Source organism: uncultured Ferrovibrio sp., assembly GCF_937960835.1.
GTDB lineage: Bacteria > Pseudomonadota > Alphaproteobacteria > Ferrovibrionales > Ferrovibrionaceae > Ferrovibrio.
This window is the reverse complement of record NZ_CALGPC010000018.1, coordinates 14,972-32,018: the sequence shown is the minus strand read 5'-3', so window position 1 is coordinate 32,018 and position 17,047 is coordinate 14,972. Positions and strand designations below refer to the sequence as shown.

The window sequence follows — 17,047 nt, the reverse complement described above, 5'->3', positions numbered from 1 at the left end:
AGGCAACGAAACCGGAGGGACGCCATGCAGGTTGCCGCGCGCATGCTGCGCCTGGGCTCGGAAAGCGCCTTCGAGGTGCTGGCCCGCGCCAAGGCGCTGGAGGCCGAGGGGAAGACAATCATCAATCTGGGTATCGGGCAGCCCGATTTCCCGACGCCGCCGCATGTGGTCGAAGCGGCCATCAAGGCGCTGCGTGACGGCCATCACGGCTATACGCCCGCCAACGGCATCCTGCCTTTGCGCGAGGCGGTCTGCGCCGAGATCCACCGGCGTTACAGGCAAACCGTCTCGCCCGAGCGCATCGTGATCGTGCCGGGCGGCAAGGTCACCATGGCCACCGCCATCATGATGTTCGGCGAGCCGGGCACCGAGATCATGTATCCCGATCCGGGCTTCCCGATTTATGAGTCGTTGGTCCATTTCACCGGCGCGAAGCTGGCCGGCTATCCGCTGCTGGAAAAAGACCGCTTCGCCTTCCGCGCCGGCGATCTGCTGGCGCGCATCACGCCGCAGACGCGCCTGCTGATCATCAACTCGCCTGCCAATCCCACCGGCGGCGTCGCGCCTGCGGCGGAAGTGAAGAAGCTGGTCGAAGGCCTGCAGAACTTCCCGCATGTCACCGTCTTGGCCGACGAGATTTATTCCCGCCTGGTGCTGGATGGCGACGGCACGTATGCCAGCTTCATCCCCTATCTGGATCAGTTGCAGGACCGCCTGATCATCCTGGAAGGCTGGTCCAAGACCTATGCCATGACCGGCTGGCGCCTGGGCTGGGGCCTGTGGCCGGCAAAACTGGTGGACCTTGCCACCAAGCTCGCCATCAATACCCATTCCTGCGTCAACGCCGCCACGCAATATGCGGGCATCGCCGCCCTGGAGGGGCCGCAGGACGCGGTGGAAGAGATGCGCCAGGCCTTCCGCCGCCGCCGCGACCTCTGCGTTGCCGGGCTGAACAGGATTCCGGGCCTGAGCTGCATCAAGCCGGAAGGCGCCTTCTATGCCTTCCCCAATATCTCAAAAACAGGGCTTACCGCGCGGCAGATACAGGACGAATTGCTGGAAAAGGCCGGGGTGGCCACCATCGCCGGCACCAGTTTTGGCCGCCACGGCGAGGGCTATCTGCGGCTGTCTTTCGCTGCTTCCGATGAGGCCATCGCCGAGGCACTGGACCGGATCGCTGCTTTCTTGTCCAACCGCGCGCCGAAACAATAGGCAGAATTTAGTCTATTTTTTAATCACAGAGGCGCTTTTATATGCAAATCCGCACAGAAACCTATCCACAGCCCCCGCCTTCCAGCGGGATTCCAGCCACTTCATCTGGTGTTGAGGGTGGCACGGGCCGTGCATACCACAGTGCAGACCCTAACTTCGTCTTTTCTAAACTGACCAACCGTCTGTAGCACCCATGAAAAAAATCGAAGCCATCATCAAGCCCTTCAAACTCGACGAGGTGAAGGAGGCACTGCACGAGATCGGCCTGCAGGGCCTGACCGTCACCGAGGCCAAGGGCTTTGGCCGCCAGAAGGGTCATACCGAGCTGTATCGCGGCGCCGAATATGTCGTCGATTTCCTGCCCAAGGTGAAGATCGAGGTGGTGCTGGACGACGGCATGGTCGACCGCGCCGTGGAGGCCATCACACAGGCCGCCCGCACCGGCCGCATTGGCGACGGCAAGATCTTCATCTCCACCGTCGAAGAAGTCATCCGCATCCGTACCGGCGAGAAAGGCGCGGAAGCGGTCTGACGGCGAGGCAGGTATACCTCGCCAATCATCCTCATCGAGTCACCCCCGTTCGGGGAAATCTTCGTGAGCAGTTAGCAACCAGGGAAGAAGCAGCAGGAAAACAGCCATGGCTGATGCAAAATCCATTGTGAAGCAGTTAAAGGACAAGGATACCAAGTACGTCGACTTCCGGTTCACCGACCCGCGTGGCAAGTGGCAGCATGTCGCTTTCGACATCACCATGATCGATGAGCCGACCCTGAAGGAAGGTATCATGTTCGACGGCTCCTCAATCGCTGGCTGGAAGGCGATCAATGAGTCGGACATGCTGCTCAAGCCTGATCTCGACACCCTCACCTTCGACCCGTTCTCGGCGCAGACCACCGCCGTGCTGTTCTGCGACGTGCTGGAGCCGCATGAGGGCACCAACTACAACCGCTGCCCGCGTTCGATCGCCAAGGCCGCCGAAGCCTACATCAAGTCCAGCAAGATCGCTGACGTCGCCTATTTCGGTCCCGAGGCCGAGTTCTTCGTGTTCGACGACGTCCGCTTCAAGGTTTCGATGAACGAGACCTATGTCTACATGGACGACATCGAAGGTTCGTACAACTCGGGCAAGGTCTACGAAGGCGGCAACATGGGCCACCGCGCCCCGATCAAGGGCGGCTACTTCCCAGTCGCTCCGCTGGATCAGGGCGGCGACCTGCGCTCGGAAATGCTGTCGACCATCGCCGCCATGGGTGTCACCGTCGAGAAGCATCACCACGAGGTGGCGAACAGCCAGCATGAACTGGGCATCAAGTTCAACACCCTGCTGAAGTGCGCCGATGCGATGCAGATCTACAAGTACTGCGTCCACAACGTCGCCCATGCCTGGGGCAAGACCGCGACCTTCATGCCGAAGCCGGTCAAGGGCGACAACGGTTCGGGCATGCACGTCCACCAGTCGCTGTGGAAGGGCGGCAAGCCGCTGTTCGCCGGCAACAAGTATGCCGGCCTGAGCGACATCGCGCTCTACTACATCGGCGGCATCATCAAGCATGCCAAGGCGCTGAACGCCTTCACCAACCCGCTGACCAACAGCTACAAGCGCCTGATCCCGGGCTTCGAGGCTCCGGTGCTGCTGGCCTATTCGTCGCGTAACCGTTCGGCCTCCTGCCGCATCCCGTTCGGCGCCGGCGAGAAGGCCAAGCGCGTTGAGGTCCGCTTCCCCGATCCGGGCGCGAACCCCTACCTGGCCTATGCCGCGATGCTGATGGCCGGTCTGGATGGCATCAAGAACAAGATCCATCCGGGTCCGGCGATGGACAAGAACCTCTACGACCTGCCTCCTGAGGAACTGAAGGAAGTGCCGCAGGTTTGCGGTTCGCTCCGCGAGGCCCTGGAAAACCTGGACAAGGATCGCGCCTTCCTGAAGGCCGGCGGTGTCTTCACCGACGATTTCATCGACAGCTATCTCGAGCTGAAGTGGGAAGAGGTGTACGCGTTCGAGCACACCCCACATCCGATCGAGTTCTCGATGTACTACTCGGTCTAATTAACGACCTTCCCTGGGCTCACGGCGTCAGCCGCGTGTCCATTAAGGCCCCGCCGGTTCCTGCCGGCGGGGTTTTTCTTTTGAGGAACCCGCCTTTCCACTGCCGTGTTGGCTATCCATCCTCACAAGGCAGGAGTTGATCATGGCCGCGCATTATCCCTCTGGAACCGGCAGCATCGTCGCCATCGCCGGTCATCCGCTGCATCCGATGGCAGTCTCGCTGCCCATCGGCGCGCTCATCCTGGCGCTGGGCGCCGATATCGGCTTCTGGATCACGCAGAATCCCTTCTGGGTCTATGCTGCCACCTGGCTGCTGCTTGCCGCCTTGGTAACGGGCGCCATCGCCGCCCTGCTCGGCGTGATCGAACTAATCGGGTTGGGCCGCGCCCGCACGCTCAAGGTTGGACTGGCCCACGGCGCCGGCAACGTCCTGCTGCTCATGCTGTCGCTCTGGAATTACAGCCTGCATCTCGACACGCCGGAACAGGTCATTCCTTATGGCCTGATCATCTCCATCGTCGGCGTCGTACTGGTCGTGGCCACAGGTTGGCTGGGCGGGGAGCTGTCGTACCGCCATGGAATTGGCGTCTCGCGTCAGATCGGCGTGAGCGAAGGCTACGATCACGGCTACCCGCCGAACAGCCGGGACCGTTCGGCAAACCCTAAAGTCCGCTGACCCCACGGGAATCGCAGCGGCCACTGCGGCATGAGGCCGACTGTCAAGCACGAAGGCCCTCTTGATTCCGCCTCGGGCCGCGCCCACACTCCGCCGCCATGAGTACCCCCTCCCAAAGCGCCGCCGGCCGCGGCAGCACCGGTGTGCGGCTGGCGCCGATCCTGTTCTTTGTCGGCGCCGTCAGTTGCTGCTTCGGCATCGCCATGCTGGCGCCGATGCTGGCCGACCTGCTGGAAGGTCATGAGGATTACAAGGTCTTTCTGATCTGCGCCTTCGGCACGCTGTTCATCGGCGCCGGGATCGCGATTGCGACCTACGACCGCAATCAGAATATCAATCTGAACGAAACGCTTCTGCTGCTGCCCGCCACCTGGATCACCGTCAGCCTCGTGGCGGCCTTGCCTTTCATGATTTCTGAGCTGCAGCTTTCGCTGGCCGATGCCGTGTTCGAATCCGTCTCCGGCCTAACCACCACGGGTTCGACGGTGATCACCGGTCTCGACACGCTGCCGCGCGGCCTCCTGCTGTGGCGTTTTCTCATCCAGTGGATTGGCGGCTTCGGCATGGTCACCGTCGCCGTTCTGGCCCTGCCCTTCCTGCGCATCGGCGGTCTGCAGCTATTCAGCCTCGATCTCTCGCCAAGCTCGACCAAGTTCGTGCCCCGCATCACCGAGGTGGTCGGACAGATCGGCATCATTTACACGCTGCTGACCGCGCTTTGCGCCCTGTGCTTTTGGAGCGCGGGCATGGACGGGTTCGATGCCATCGGCCATGCGATGACGGCCCTGTCCACCGCCGGCTTCTCCAGTCACGATGCCGGTCTGGCCTATTTCGACAGCGTCTTGATCGAATGGATTGCCATCATGTTCATGGTGATCGGTGCCATTCCCTTTGGCCTCTACGTCGTGGCGGCCTATGGCCGGCCCGATCGCCTGCTGAACGACGATCAGGTGCGCCTCTTCTTCGCCATCATCCTCACCGTTGCAATCCTGCTGACCGTCTGGCGCATCGCAGAACATGACCGGCCGTTCTGGCTGGCCCTGCATGAATCGCTGTTCATGACGGTGGCGACCATCACCACCACCGGCTTTGCCGGATATGACTTCACGAACTGGGGCGGCTTTGCCGAACTGATTGCCCTGCTGTTGATGCTGATCGGCGGCTGCACGGGCTCGACGGTCGGCGGCATCAAGGTTTTCCGCATCCTCACCATGATGCGCATGCTGCGCGCGCAGCTTCAGCGCCAGATCTTCCCGCATGGCGCCTTCAGAGTGACCTTCAACGGCGAGAATATCCCCGACGCCGTGCGCGCGGGCGTCGCCAGCTACATCTTCATCTACCTCGTGCTGCTGATGCTCCTGACCCTGGCAATCGCGCTGTTCGGTCTGGACTTCCGGGAAAGCCTCGGCGCCGCGGCCACGGCGCTGGGCAATAACGGGCCGGGCCTGGGACCGCATAGCGGGCCCTGCTGCACCTTCAAGGATGTCCCCACCGGGGTGAAATGGCTGATGGCGGTCGGCATGCTGGCGGGCCGCCTGGAAATCCTGATCCTGCTGATCCCGTTCAGCCGGTCTTTCTGGCGCCACTGACGCCCGCCGACCGCAGAAGTCACAACCGCGGCGAACATTTTCCCGCTTGAATGGTTTCCCGACCAGCAAGGGAGACGCCATACATGTCGAGTGAAGACCTCCACGCGCCGCGCGAACGCCTCAGCAAGCATACCCTGGCCATGCACCAGGCCATCGTCTCGCTGATGGAAGAGCTGGAAGCGGCCGACTGGTATCAGCAGCGGGCCGACGATTGCGAGGATCCGGCCCTGAAGGAAATCCTCCTGCACAACATGCGCGAAGAGATCGAGCACGCCGCCATGGTGCTGGAATGGCTGCGCCGCAACAGCCAGGACTTCAATAAGCACCTCAAGGACTATCTCTTCACCGAGGGCGACATCGTCAACCTCGAAAAGCATTCCAAGGAGGAGTGAACGTCTCAAAGCTGCGGCGGTCGCAACGCCGCCGCCAGCCCCATTGCCAGTACCGCACCGATGGCGCAGGCCAGAAACACCGTCGGATAGCCGAAGCCTGCGGCAACAAAGCCCAGCACCGGACCGGCCAGAAAGATGGCGAGATCGAAAAAGGCGATATAGCCGCCGATCGCCATACCGCGGCTTTGCGGCGCCACCCGACGCATCGCCTCCACACCCAGCGCCGGAAACACCAGCGAAAACCCAAGACCCGTCAGCGTCGCGCCTGCAAAAGCGAGCCAGCTTGAATGGGCGAAGAACAAAACCACCTGCCCCATGGCCTGCACCGCCAGGGACACCAGCGCCACGATGGTGCCGCCGTGACGGTCCGGCAGGCCGGCGAAGAATAGCCGCACCAGGATGTAGCCGGCGCCGAAGCCACTGAGCGCCAGACCCGCGCCGTCCCAGTCGCGGCTCGCGTAATGCAGCGTGATGAAGGATGCGAGCGCGCCGAACGACATCGCGCTCAGTGCCAAGGCCAGGCCCGGCTGCCAGATCAGTCCCAGTACGCGATAAAACGGCACGCGCGGCCCCGCCTGATGCGGTGCAATGCCCGGCCGCAGCAGCGCCAGCGCCAAGGCTGGCAGCGGTACCGCCATGGTGACGACAGCCACCGCGATGAAGCCGGCCTGTTCCAGCAGCCATAAGCCTAACGGCGCACCGAGCCCCATCGCGCCATACATCGCGATCCCCTGCCAGGCCATAACGCGGCCGGTATTCTGCGCGCCGACCGTGGCAATAGCCCAACTCATCGCGCCGGTCAGGAACAGGCTTTCCGCCACCCCGAGCAGCAGCCGTCCGGCAAACAGGATGCCAAGGCTGACCGCCGAACTAACCGGCAGCACGGCCGAGAGCAGATAAGCGCCGCCGGCCAGAATCGCCGCGGGCAGGCCGAGCATTACGGCGGACTTCGCGCCGTACTTGTCGCAGGTCACGCCAGCAGGCTGTCGCGTCAGCACGGTCGCCAGCGACTGGATGCCGATCACCCATCCCACCACGACGGTGCCGTAGCCCAGCGCGCCATGCACCTGCGCGGGCAGCACCGGCAGGGGAATGCCGACCGTCAGAAAACTGAAGAAGACCATGGCGACGAAGGGCAGCAGGCGCAGCAGCACCGGCTTGTCGGCAGCGGAATTGGGAGAAGCAAAATTAGACGAAGCAGAACCGGAAGTCTTGGCCGTCATCACACGCATACCTCAACGGCGCTCACATTTATGAGCGCGCAGCATGCGTTGGTTGACGTTAACGCCTACGGCCGGTCACCGGAATGGTGGCGCGACTTCTCATCCGGACTTAGCAAGCAGGCGGCGATCCTGTCAAGCGCGGCATGCATTGCCGCGCCTAGTCGACATAGATCATCTTCACCGTCATGCCGCCATCGATGACGATGGGCTGCCCGGTCATGAAACCCGATGTTTTGTCATCGGCCAGAAACAGACAGGCTTCGGCGATGTCCTCGGGCTTGCCCACACGGCCGACCGGATGCTGCTCGCGATCCGCTTCCGAATGCTGTGGCTCTTCGGCGCGTTTGGAATATTGCCAGTCGCGTGTCTCGATCCAGCCCGGCGCAATGGCATTCACCCGGATGCGATGCGGCGCAAGGCTGATCGCCATGCCATGTGTCAGCGCCGCGATGCCCCCTTTGGAGGCCGTATAGCCTTCAGTACCGGCCTCCGACATATAGGCGCGGGTAGAAGAGATGTTGACGATGGCGCCGCCCTGGCCGCGCGCCGCCATGCGCTTGGCTGCGGCCTGGCTGCACAAAAAAGTGCCACGCAGGTTCACGGCAATGACACGGTCGAAATCCACCGCACTCAGCGCGAGGAAATCGACGCGCTTCATGATGCCTGCATTGTTGATCAGGATGTCGGGGCAACCGAGCTGCCGCTCTGTCTCGGTCATCCAGGTCTCGACATCGACCGCCAGCGCCACATCGGCCGGACGGAACAGCGCCGTACCGCCACGCGCGCGTATCTGTGCCGCCGCTTCATCTCCCGCATCGATATCGAGGTCGCACAGCGAGATAGCATAGCCTGCTTCGGCGAAGCGATAGGCGATAGCGCGGCCGATGCCCTGACCGCCGCCGGTGATGGCTGCGACTTTCATGGCGTCAGCCGTTCTGGCTCAGAGCCGGTTCCGCGCGCACCGCTTCGGCAATGACGCGCACCAGATCGACCTGCCGGAACGGCTTGGTCAGGCGCTGCAGTTTCGGATTGAGCCCCGGCTCCAGTTCGGTATGGCCGGTCGCCAGGATCACCGGCAGGTGCGGCCATTTCAGCTTGATCACATCGGCAAGCTGCGTGCCGGTCATCTGCGGCATCGCCTGGTCGGTGATGACCAGATCGATCGCCGCCTCGCGCTCCAGGACCTGCAAGGCCTGCTCGCCCGAGCTTGCTTCGAAGACGCGATGCCCGAGGTCTTCCAGCATGGCGACGGTGTTGGTCAGCACGAGGAAATCGTCATCCACCGTCAGGATCGACAGCTCGCGCGTTCCCGGCGCGGCCGAAGGCGTGCTGGCCTGGTTGAGGAAGCTCAGTGTCGCTGCATCCAGTTCAGCCACAGGCAGCCACAGCAAAGCCATCGTACCCTCGCCCTTGCGGCTTTTCAGGATCAGCCGCCCATTTGACTGCTCGGCCAGACCATGCACCATCGACAGGCCAAGGCCAGTGCCCTTGCCAACGCCCTTGGTGGTGAAGAACGGCTCCATGGCGCGCGCCAGCGTCTGCTCGTCCATGCCTTCGCCGGTATCCGATACCGACAGGCAGACGTAATGGCCGGGCTCCAGCTTGCTGCTATGACCGGGGACGATCATTTCCTGCCGCGCCGCGATGGTGATGACACCGCCATCCGGCATGGCATCGCGCGAATTCACAGCGAGATTCAGCAGCGCGGATTCAAGCTGGTTCGAGTCCGCCAGCACCGGCGGCAGGTCGTGCGGAAAGTCAATCTCGATCGTGATCGACGGCCCCAGCGTGCGCTGCAGAAAAGCGCTCATGCCGCGCACCAGAGCCGCCGCGTCAACCGGTTCCGGGTTCAGCTCCTGGCGCCGCGCAAAGGCGAGCAGGCGCCGCGTCAGCGAAGCGCCGCGCTGCGCGCCCTGGATCGCATTCTCGATCAACGGCCGCACCTTGGCATCGGCCGGGAGGCGCTTGTCGACCAGTTCCAGGCTGCCAAGGATCGCCGCCAGCAGATTGTTGAAGTCATGCGCGATGCCGCCGGTCAGCCGGCCGATCGCCTCCATCTTCTGCGACTGGAACAGAGCCTCGCGCGCCTCTTCCAGCGCCTTCTGGGTCTCCATCCGCTCGGTGACGTCGCGGGTAATCTTGGCGAAGCCGATCAGTTCGCCATCGTCGTCATGGATTGCATCCAGCACGACATGGGCCCAGAAGCGGCTGCCGTCCTTACGCACGCGCCAGCCCTCCTTCTCGCAGCGCCCTTCGCGGATCGCCACTTCCAGCGAACGCTCAGGGTCGCCGCGCTCGCGGTCCTCCGGGGTGTAAAAATGCGAGAAATGCGCACCGATGATCTCGTCCGACGTATAGCCCTTGATCCGCTTGGCGCCGGAATTCCAGCTTGAGACGCAGCCATCGCGGTCCAGCATGAAGATCGCGTAATCGGTGACGCCCTGCACCAGCAGGCGGAACTGCTGCTCGCTCTGGCGCAACGCCTCCTCGGCGGCCTTCTTCTCGGTCAGGTCGCGGGTGATCGTAGCAAAGCCGACCAGCTTTCCTGTCGGATCGAGGATCGGGTCGATGACGACATGCGCCCAGTACACGCTGCCATCTTTGCGCACCCGCAGGTTCTCGGCCTCGTATTTGCCGGCATTGATCGCGATGTCGAGGGACCGCTGCGGCAGACCGGCCTGCTGATCTTCTTCGGTGTGAAATAGCGAGAAATGGCGGCCGACGATTTCGGCCGGCGTATAGCCGCTGAAACGCTGCGCACCGGAATTCCAGCTTGTGATGATCCCGGCCGGATCCAGCATGTAAATTGCGTAGTCGGTGATCGCGTCCAGCAGAAGACGGTGCTGGCCCTCTTCCGCGAATGGAGCTTGAGGACGCTCGGCGTTAGGCATACCGGAGCTTTCGTAAAATGTTGAAAGAGTGCAACTATCAACCACGGCGCCGGGCTTGTCAGCCCTGTCGGAAGAGGTATGGAGACGCCCTGCGGATATTTCCCTTATGGGTTGCATACCTTTTATATCGAACCTGGCAGAAAGGTCAAACCCAACCATTCCCCCACTCCGCTTGCGACAACCGGATCGAGCGACCTGTTTAAACACGAGAAACCCGCCGATTGTTCATCAGGCGAAAAGAAAATCGCCGCGATTGATCAGGGATATCCGAGGGATGCGAGAAAGCCCAGACGACGCCGCATCGCGCAGCACCGCCCGGTTTCTTCTTCTTCTAAAAACTGCTTTTCCTGAAATTTGTGGCGTATGAAAGGCCTAAGTCGCCGCCAGGGCTGCTGCACCGGTCGTTTGGGGTGGATCGCCGAGCGCTTTCGTCACCAGCTCCGTATCGAGATATTCTACCAGCTCCACCAGCTTGCCGTCGCGCAGACGGCAGACCATGCAATAATCGTTGCAATAGGGCTGGCCTGCCACGGTTACGTTGTTGCCCCTCGCCAGCACCACCACCGTATCGCCCTCGGCGATGAAACGGCGCGGCACAGTCTTGATCTGGCCTGCGATGACCTGCCGTAGTGGGCCGAAAAGCTCATCGATGACCGTCTGCTTGCCGTCATAGCGGCGCGACCAGCTCGTCGTGCCGCACATGTCCCAGCAGAAATCCTCGGCCATCGCCTCAATCAGGGGCCGCGAATTGCCCTCCGCCAACCCTTCGAAAATCCGCTGCACGATCTGTTTGTTCGCTGCTGCATTCATGCGCATTCCTCCGTTTCGCCTACCTGTCGCGCTATGATGCGCATGGATAACGCCATTCTTCCAATCGATAGATCATATGATGTATATTCACACCATGAATTTAGCCGCCATCGACCTCAACCTGCTAGTTGCCCTGGACGCACTGCTCACCGACGCTCATGTCGGCCGTGCGGCGATGCGGGTTGGCCTGTCACAACCGGCGATGAGCCATGCGCTGCGCCGCCTGCGCGAGATGCTGGACGATCCGCTGCTGGTTCGCAGCGGTGCGCGGATGGAGTTGACGCCGCGGGCACTAGCCTTGCGAACGCCCTTGGCCGATGCACTGCATCAGGTATGCGGCCTGTTCGTCTCCGAGCAGTTCGATCCCGCCACCTCGACGCGGCGCTTTCGCCTGATGACGGCGGATCATTTGCTGAACCTGCTGATCGCGCCATTGAGCGAGCGTTTCGCCACGCTGGCACCCGGGGTACGTCTGGATGTCGAAGCCTGGCGCGGACCGGCCACCATGACGCCGGAGCTTGCCCGCAATATCGATCTGGTGGTGGCCTGCACGCCTGAAGCGTTTCCCGCTTTCCACCGTCAGCGTCTTTTTGCCGATCACGATGCGCTGGCGGTGCGCCGCGGCCATCCGCAGACCGCTAGGCTGCGGCGACTGGATGTGTTTTTGAAGGCGCGCCATGTGGCCGTTGTCGGCCGCGGCCAGCGCGAAGATCCCATCGATACCTGGCTGCGCGAAACCCATCGCGTCGAGCGCCGCATCGCGCTTACCGTGCCCAGCTATCTGCAGGCCCTGCACATGGCATCGGGCAGCGATCTTGTCGCCTTCGTCCCCCGCCGCCTAATCGAGGCGCAATCCCGCGCGCTGTCGCTTATCGCCGTCAACCCGCCACTCGATCCCGGCCTGGACGAGGAATTCATGTTCTGGCCGACGCGGGCGCAAATGGATCAGGGCTCAATCTGGCTGCGCCAGCAGGTCGCCGCCATCGGCTGCAGCCTCGACCGCGCGCGGAACGGCAGAAGCAAAGAGGCAGCGTGAGCGATAGCACAACCGCCCGCTCCACCTCTTTCACCGCATGACACTTGAGAAAAACCGCTAAGGTCCTCACCAAAAAACAGGGCGCCGAAGCGGCGCCCCGCCCTTTCCGCATCCTTAATCCCAGCGGCCTACTTCACCAGCGGGCAATTCCCGTCCTTCAGCGGCCGGAAGGCCTGCTCGGCGGGTACGGTGGCAACCACCTTCAGGTAATCCCAGTCGCCCTTCGATTCAGACGGCTTCTTCGCTTCCAGCAGATACATCGGATGCATCTTGCGGCCGTCGATGCGGATGCTGCCCTTGCCGAACAGCGGATCGTCGGTCGGCATCGCTTTCATCGCCTCGACAATGGCGCGGCCATCCTGCGGCCCGCCCGCTTTCTCGACCGCCCTGAAGTAATGCATCAGGCCAGCATAGACGCCGGCATGCATGTCGTTCGGCATCATCTTCTTCGGATGCGCTGCCTGGAACCGCCTCGACCAGGCGCGCGTGCCATCGTTCATGTCCCAGTAAAACGGCGCCACCGATTGCAGACCCTGCGTCGCTTCCAGCCCCAGGGCCGGCACATTGGTGACACCGAAAATCAGCCCGATCACCTTCTGCTTCTGCGCTAGGCCGAATTCAGCCGCCTGCTTCAGCGAATTGGTCAGATCGCCGCCGGCATTGGCAAAAGCCACCACATCGGCGCCGGAGGACTGCGCCTGCAGCAGAAAGGAGCTGAAGTCGCTGGCATTGATCGGATGGCGCACCGCACCCACCACTTCGCCGCCCAGCGCCTTGATCTCGTCGCTCGCCTGCTTTTCCAGATCGTGGCCGAAGGCGTAGTCGGCGGTGATGAAGAACCATTTCTTGCCGCCGCCAGCAAAGGCCGCACGCGCTGCCGAATGACCGTAGGACCAGGTATCGTAGGTCCAATGCACCATGTTGGGCGAGCAGCGTTCGCCGGTCAGCATCGCACTGCCCGCGCCCGAGCCGATCATCACCTTGTTCTTGTCGCGCACGATCTCGTTGACGGCAAAGGCCACCGCCGAATTGGGCAGGTCGACGATGACATGCACGCCGTCAACATCCAGCCACTGCCGCGCCGTATTGGCGCCGATATCGGGCTTGTTCTGGTGATCAGCGGAGATCACCTCCACCTTATACTCGCCGCCCTTCATGTAATCCTCGGCGGCCAACTTGGCGGCCAGCACCGAACCCGGCCCCTGGAAATCGGCATAAACGCTCGACATGTCGTTCAGCACGCCGACGCGCACGACATTATCCGCCGCAACAGCGGACCAACTGAACCCGCCTGCCAGAATGGCGGCAGCAATGGCTTTCCGCATGGCCTCCTCCCTTTGTTGTGTCTATAATTGTTGTTTTATAATACTATTTTGACTGAGAACATTTCAAGGGAAAAAGGCGGATGCCAGCACAGGCGCGCGCTAATAAAACGGCGCGAAGCGCATAGATGCTCCGCCCGTCTCGGCAAATCTCGTTCGTCTGCGAATAAAGCGGGTCGTGCCGCGGCACGGCTGTGGCATCAGCAGTGTTTCTTGTTGGCGCTTCACCGCGCTAGCCGACAATCACTAGATCGCCTCCTACGCCGTCACGCCGCGGCTTGGCGTATGAGGAGAGACGTATGCAAGATGAGTGGATGGCAATGGCACAACAATGGCGACCGGTCGCAAAACTCCTTGCCTCTCGCTCTGCTCTTCGCGACGCTTTACTCGTGACGGGCAGGTGGATTTACATCGTCACCAATCGCCCGAATGGCACGATCTATATCGGTGTCACCAACGACATCCGGCGCCGCGCGTATGAGCATCGCGAGGGGCCGGTCGGACTTCACCAAAGACTTACGGTTGCAAGCGACTGGTCTTCGCCGAGCAGCGTGACCCTATCACCGAAGCAATCCCTTGCGAGCAAGCAACCCACCGCACCCGCAGAACGAGAACATCTCGTTCCGCGACTGGCCTCCAACTGGCTCTGAACCGGATTCAACTGGCACTCAACGGGACTCAATTGGCATCCAATGGGATGCAATTGGCTCTCAACGGGCTGAACCGGCCGCCAATGGGCTTCAAACAGCACGGCCTCTGCCGTACTGCCCATAAAACCCATTGCGTTGCCGGACAGATCAGCCCGATTTGGCCAGTCGGAGGAAAACCTCACCAACCAGCAGGTGTGTCACCTCTCCGCAACCATCGCCGTCCAGCGGGCCGCTCTGGCCGTCGTCCAGCGGCAGGATCAGCCGGTCGTATTGCAGGATCTTCGGCCCGTCCCAGCGTGTGATGCTGATATGAAAGGGGCGGCGCTCGGTCACGGCCAGATCGAAATGCTGGCGGATCACCGGCCGTCGCTCCAGGGTCACGCCGTCCGGCCCGGGCACCAGTCCCTCGCCGCCGCCCACTTTGGCGGTTTCGTGATAGCCTTCACCGGCCGCCAGATAGATATAGCGTCCCGCCTCCTGCCCCACTTTTACGATGGCGAGATCCGTCACACCAGGCAAAGTTTCCACCGGCGGCAGATCGGCGTAGGCGAGCATGCGGCGCTCGCCGCGCGCCTGGTCGTAGAGCGCCTTCAGCGCGATCAGCTCCGGCGCCACGATCTCATCGGCCGCCCAGCGATCGGCAGGCCTGGTCTGAGTTGGCGGCTTGGTCATGCTCCCTCGCTTAATCCGCGGCGCTCGTCTTCAGCACGCTGGCCCAGATTCACGGCTGAGGCACAGGCCGCGGCCGGCCATTCTCATCGATGGCGACATAGGTATATACGCCCTCGGTCACCTTGATCTCGGTGGGATCGAGTCGGCGCGCCACGATGGTCTCCAGCTTCACCGCCATCGAAGAACGGCCAACGCGGATGATCTCGCCATAGATCGAAACGATATCGCCCACCTTGATCGGCTGATGGAAGGTCATGGCATCCACCGCCACCGTGGCGACGCGGCCCTGCGCGCGGCGCGCAGCGACAATGCCGCCGGCGATATCCATCTGGCTCAGCACCCAGCCGCCGAAGATGTCGCCGTTGCCGTTCATGTCGGCCGGCATCGGCGCAGTGCGGATCAAAGGTTCGCCGCGCTCGGGGCGCGGATGCGAAATTCCGCCCTTTTCGTCGACCGTGCCCGTCATTGATCCACCATATGTTGGTTGTGTCCCGGAATGCGCCCACACTATACTGCGGCGCAACGACGAGTCACCCCTTTAACAGAATCTATGAATAGTATGAACGACTTGTTTCAGTCCGGCCCCAAGGGCGGCGGCGATTACACCGCCAAGGACATTGAAGTCCTCGAAGGCCTGGAGCCGGTCCGGCGCCGGCCGGGCATGTATATTGGCGGCACCGATGAGCGCGCGTTGCATCACCTGTTCGCCGAGGTGCTGGACAACTCGATGGACGAGGCCGTGGCCGGCCATGCCGACCGCATCGAGGTCGAACTGCAGGCCGATGGCGCACTGCGGGTCAGCGACAATGGCCGCGGCATTCCGATCGACAAGCATCCCAAGTTCAAGGACAAGTCGGCGCTGGAGGTGATCCTCACCACGCTGCATTCCGGCGGCAAATTCTCGTCCAAGGTCTACTCCACCGCCGGCGGTCTGCATGGCGTCGGCATTTCGGTGGTGAACGCGCTGTCGGATCAGCTCATCGTCGAAGTCGCCCGTGATCGCGAATTGTGGCGGCAGGAATATTCGCGCGGCACACCGAAGGGCAAGCTGGTGAAGGTCGGCCCGGCGCCGAACCGCCGCGGCACCACCGTGATCTTCCATCCCGACGAACAGATCTTCGGCAAGGGCGCACATTTCCGCCCGGCCCGCATCTTCAAGATGGCGCGCTCGAAAGCCTATCTGTATCCGGGCGTGAAGATCATCTGGAAATGCGCGCCGGAACTGATCCCGTCTGGCGACGACACGCCGGCGGAAGCCATGCTGCATTTCCCTGGTGGTCTGCAGGATTACCTCTCGGCGCAGCTCGAAGGCCAGCAGACCGTCACGCCGACGCCGTTCGCGGGCCGCGCGGCTCTGGCGGGCGAGCGCGGTCAGGTCGAATGGGCGATCCATTGGCCGCAGGAGATCGACGAAGGCTGGCTGCATTCCTACTGCAACACGGTGCCGACGCCGGAAGGCGGCACGCATGAAGCGGGCTTCCGTTCCGCCCTGCTGCGCGGCTTCAAAGATTACGCCGAGCTCACCAACAACCGCAAAGGCAGCCAGATCACCGCCGACGACATCATTGGCGGCGCCACCGCGATGCTGTCGGTTTTCATCAAGGAGCCGCAGTTTCAAGGCCAGACCAAGGACAAGCTGGTCACGGTCGAGGCGCAGAAGCTGGTCGAAGCGGCCGTGAAGGATCACTTCGACCACTGGCTCGCCGGCGCGCCGCAGCATGCCAATGCGCTGCTCAACCGCATCATCGAGCGCGCCGAGGACCGCCTGCGCCGCCGCGCCGAAAAGGAAGTCAGCCGCAAGTCGGCGACCCGCAAGCTGCGCCTGCCGGGCAAGCTGGCCGACTGCTCCGACGAAGCCGCCAACGGCACCGAGATTTTCATCGTCGAGGGCGACAGCGCGGGCGGCTCGGCCAAGCAGGCGCGCGACCGCCGCACGCAGGCCGTACTGCCGCTGCGCGGCAAGATCCTCAACGTAGCCTCGGCCGGCTCGGGCAAGCTGGCGGCAAACCAGGAACTGTCGGATCTGGTGCAAGCGTTGGGCTGCGGCACCGGCAGCAAGTATCGCGACGAGGATCTGCGCTACGACAAGGTCATCATCATGACCGATGCCGATGTCGACGGCGCGCATATCGCTTCGCTGCTGATGACCTTCTTCTTCCGTGAGATGCCCAAGCTGATCGAGCACGGCCATCTCTACCTGGCACAGCCCCCGCTCTATCGAATCAGCCATGGCGGCAAGACCGTCTATGCCATGGACGATGCCGACAAGGACCGCCTGATCAAGGAGGTCTTCGGCAACAAGAAGGTCGAGGTCAGCCGCTTCAAGGGTCTCGGCGAGATGCCGCCGGCGCAGTTGAAGGAAACCACCATGAACCCGAAGAACCGCACCCTGCTGCGGGTTCAAGTGCTGACCGACGACGTGAAGGAGACCGACGATCTGGTCGAACGCCTGATGGGCCGCAAGCCGGAACTCCGGTTCCAGTTCATCCAGGAGCGCGCGGCATTCGCAGAGGTCGACGTCTAAGG

Annotated in this window: 17 protein-coding genes; 10 read left to right on the top strand and 7 right to left on the bottom strand. The window is 62.6% G+C overall.

From position 1 onward, the window contains the following. Positions 1-24 precede the first annotated feature (24 nt). From Q0603_RS17530 to Q0603_RS17505, 6 genes are all read left to right on the top strand, one after another. Positions 25-1,212, top strand: a complete 1,188-nt coding sequence (locus Q0603_RS17530) for a pyridoxal phosphate-dependent aminotransferase (protein ID WP_298728120.1) — start codon at positions 25-27, stop codon at positions 1,210-1,212. A 193-nt stretch (positions 1,213-1,405) separates the two neighbouring features. Next, entirely contained in the window at positions 1,406-1,744 is a 339-nt protein-coding gene (locus Q0603_RS17525) for a P-II family nitrogen regulator (RefSeq protein WP_298728117.1), read from the top strand. 106 nt (positions 1,745-1,850) lie between these two features. Beyond that, positions 1,851-3,260: a type I glutamate--ammonia ligase gene (gene glnA, locus Q0603_RS17520; RefSeq protein ID WP_298728115.1), complete on the top strand. Its 1,410-nt coding sequence runs from the start codon at positions 1,851-1,853 to the stop codon at positions 3,258-3,260. A gap of 142 nt (positions 3,261-3,402) precedes the next feature. Further along, positions 3,403-3,936: a DUF2231 domain-containing protein gene (locus tag Q0603_RS17515; protein WP_298728113.1), complete on the top strand. Its 534-nt coding sequence runs from the start codon at positions 3,403-3,405 to the stop codon at positions 3,934-3,936. A 98-nt stretch (positions 3,937-4,034) separates the two neighbouring features. Then, positions 4,035-5,525 carry a TrkH family potassium uptake protein gene (locus tag Q0603_RS17510; RefSeq protein ID WP_298728111.1) on the top strand — a complete coding sequence of 497 codons (1,491 nt, stop codon included), beginning with the start codon at positions 4,035-4,037 and terminating at the stop codon, positions 5,523-5,525. Between the two features lie 83 nt (positions 5,526-5,608). Beyond that, on the top strand, positions 5,609-5,917 hold the full coding sequence (locus tag Q0603_RS17505; protein WP_298728109.1) for a ferritin: 309 nt from the start codon (positions 5,609-5,611) through the stop codon (positions 5,915-5,917). Between the two features lie 5 nt (positions 5,918-5,922). Here Q0603_RS17505 and Q0603_RS17500 read toward each other — a convergent pair whose 3' ends face one another. From Q0603_RS17500 to Q0603_RS17490, 3 genes are all read right to left on the bottom strand, one after another. Further along, positions 5,923-7,140: an MFS transporter gene (locus tag Q0603_RS17500; RefSeq protein WP_298728107.1), complete on the bottom strand. Its 1,218-nt coding sequence runs from the start codon at positions 7,138-7,140 to the stop codon at positions 5,923-5,925. Between the two features lie 157 nt (positions 7,141-7,297). Next, positions 7,298-8,062: a glucose 1-dehydrogenase gene (locus Q0603_RS17495; protein WP_298728105.1), complete on the bottom strand. Its 765-nt coding sequence runs from the start codon at positions 8,060-8,062 to the stop codon at positions 7,298-7,300. 4 nt (positions 8,063-8,066) lie between these two features. Next, on the bottom strand, positions 8,067-10,031 hold the full coding sequence (locus tag Q0603_RS17490) for a PAS domain-containing sensor histidine kinase (protein WP_298728104.1): 1,965 nt from the start codon (positions 10,029-10,031) through the stop codon (positions 8,067-8,069). A 78-nt stretch (positions 10,032-10,109) separates the two neighbouring features. Here Q0603_RS17490 and Q0603_RS17485 point away from each other — a divergent pair, with 78 nt between their 5' ends. Then, positions 10,110-10,382, top strand: coding sequence for a hypothetical protein (locus Q0603_RS17485; RefSeq protein ID WP_298728102.1), 273 nt, complete (start codon positions 10,110-10,112; stop codon positions 10,380-10,382). A gap of 21 nt (positions 10,383-10,403) precedes the next feature. On the opposite strand, the gene Q0603_RS17480 is transcribed toward Q0603_RS17485, so the two are convergent. Further along, a complete protein-coding gene (locus Q0603_RS17480) occupies positions 10,404-10,841 on the bottom strand; it encodes a nuclear transport factor 2 family protein (protein ID WP_298728101.1) in 438 nt (145 codons plus the stop codon). A 76-nt stretch (positions 10,842-10,917) separates the two neighbouring features. Between Q0603_RS17480 and Q0603_RS17475 the strand changes: the two genes are divergently transcribed. Next, positions 10,918-11,877 (top strand): LysR family transcriptional regulator, encoded by a 960-nt coding sequence (locus Q0603_RS17475; protein WP_298728099.1) that lies wholly within the window; start codon positions 10,918-10,920, stop codon positions 11,875-11,877. 128 nt (positions 11,878-12,005) lie between these two features. Here the strand turns inward: Q0603_RS17475 and Q0603_RS17470 are convergent, their stop codons facing one another. Continuing rightward, complete coding sequence (locus tag Q0603_RS17470; protein WP_298728097.1) at positions 12,006-13,202, bottom strand: ABC transporter substrate-binding protein; 1,197 nt, start codon at positions 13,200-13,202, stop codon at positions 12,006-12,008. A 296-nt stretch (positions 13,203-13,498) separates the two neighbouring features. Between Q0603_RS17470 and Q0603_RS17465 the strand changes: the two genes are divergently transcribed. After that, positions 13,499-13,849 carry a GIY-YIG nuclease family protein gene (locus Q0603_RS17465; RefSeq protein WP_298728095.1) on the top strand — a complete coding sequence of 117 codons (351 nt, stop codon included), beginning with the start codon at positions 13,499-13,501 and terminating at the stop codon, positions 13,847-13,849. A gap of 147 nt (positions 13,850-13,996) precedes the next feature. On the opposite strand, the gene Q0603_RS17460 is transcribed toward Q0603_RS17465, so the two are convergent. Then, positions 13,997-14,521, bottom strand: coding sequence for a hypothetical protein (locus tag Q0603_RS17460; RefSeq protein WP_298728093.1), 525 nt, complete (start codon positions 14,519-14,521; stop codon positions 13,997-13,999). Positions 14,522-14,570: 49 nt separating this feature from the next. Further along, a complete protein-coding gene (locus Q0603_RS17455; protein WP_298728091.1) occupies positions 14,571-14,987 on the bottom strand; it encodes an acyl-CoA thioesterase in 417 nt (138 codons plus the stop codon). 93 nt (positions 14,988-15,080) lie between these two features. On the opposite strand from Q0603_RS17455, the gene parE reads away from it, so the two are divergent. Next, a complete protein-coding gene (gene parE, locus Q0603_RS17450; RefSeq protein ID WP_298728089.1) occupies positions 15,081-17,045 on the top strand; it encodes a DNA topoisomerase IV subunit B in 1,965 nt (654 codons plus the stop codon). Positions 17,046-17,047 lie beyond the last annotated feature (2 nt).

Bases quoted from the DNA above. Each gene is read 5' to 3' on its own strand.
- Q0603_RS17515 (WP_298728113.1), top strand. From the start codon at position 3,403: ATGGCCGCGCATTATCCCTCTGGAACCGGCAGCATCGTCGCCATCGCC.
- Q0603_RS17510 (WP_298728111.1), top strand. From the start codon at position 4,035: ATGAGTACCCCCTCCCAAAGCGCCGCCGGCCGCGGCAGCACCGGTGTG.
- Q0603_RS17485 (WP_298728102.1), top strand. From the start codon at position 10,110: ATGGAGACGCCCTGCGGATATTTCCCTTATGGGTTGCATACCTTTTAT.
- Q0603_RS17480 (WP_298728101.1), bottom strand. From the start codon at position 10,841: ATGAATGCAGCAGCGAACAAACAGATCGTGCAGCGGATTTTCGAAGGG.
- glnA (WP_298728115.1), top strand. From the start codon at position 1,851: ATGGCTGATGCAAAATCCATTGTGAAGCAGTTAAAGGACAAGGATACC.
- Q0603_RS17495 (WP_298728105.1), bottom strand. From the start codon at position 8,062: ATGAAAGTCGCAGCCATCACCGGCGGCGGTCAGGGCATCGGCCGCGCT.
- Q0603_RS17500 (WP_298728107.1), bottom strand. From the start codon at position 7,140: ATGACGGCCAAGACTTCCGGTTCTGCTTCGTCTAATTTTGCTTCTCCC.
- Q0603_RS17530 (WP_298728120.1), top strand. From the start codon at position 25: ATGCAGGTTGCCGCGCGCATGCTGCGCCTGGGCTCGGAAAGCGCCTTC.
- Q0603_RS17490 (WP_298728104.1), bottom strand. From the start codon at position 10,031: ATGCCTAACGCCGAGCGTCCTCAAGCTCCATTCGCGGAAGAGGGCCAG.
- Q0603_RS17460 (WP_298728093.1), bottom strand. From the start codon at position 14,521: ATGACCAAGCCGCCAACTCAGACCAGGCCTGCCGATCGCTGGGCGGCC.
- Q0603_RS17465 (WP_298728095.1), top strand. From the start codon at position 13,499: ATGCAAGATGAGTGGATGGCAATGGCACAACAATGGCGACCGGTCGCA.
- Q0603_RS17525 (WP_298728117.1), top strand. From the start codon at position 1,406: ATGAAAAAAATCGAAGCCATCATCAAGCCCTTCAAACTCGACGAGGTG.
- Q0603_RS17505 (WP_298728109.1), top strand. From the start codon at position 5,609: ATGTCGAGTGAAGACCTCCACGCGCCGCGCGAACGCCTCAGCAAGCAT.
- Q0603_RS17455 (WP_298728091.1), bottom strand. From the start codon at position 14,987: ATGACGGGCACGGTCGACGAAAAGGGCGGAATTTCGCATCCGCGCCCC.
- Q0603_RS17475 (WP_298728099.1), top strand. From the start codon at position 10,918: ATGATGTATATTCACACCATGAATTTAGCCGCCATCGACCTCAACCTG.
- parE (WP_298728089.1), top strand. From the start codon at position 15,081: ATGAACGACTTGTTTCAGTCCGGCCCCAAGGGCGGCGGCGATTACACC.
- Q0603_RS17470 (WP_298728097.1), bottom strand. From the start codon at position 13,202: ATGCGGAAAGCCATTGCTGCCGCCATTCTGGCAGGCGGGTTCAGTTGG.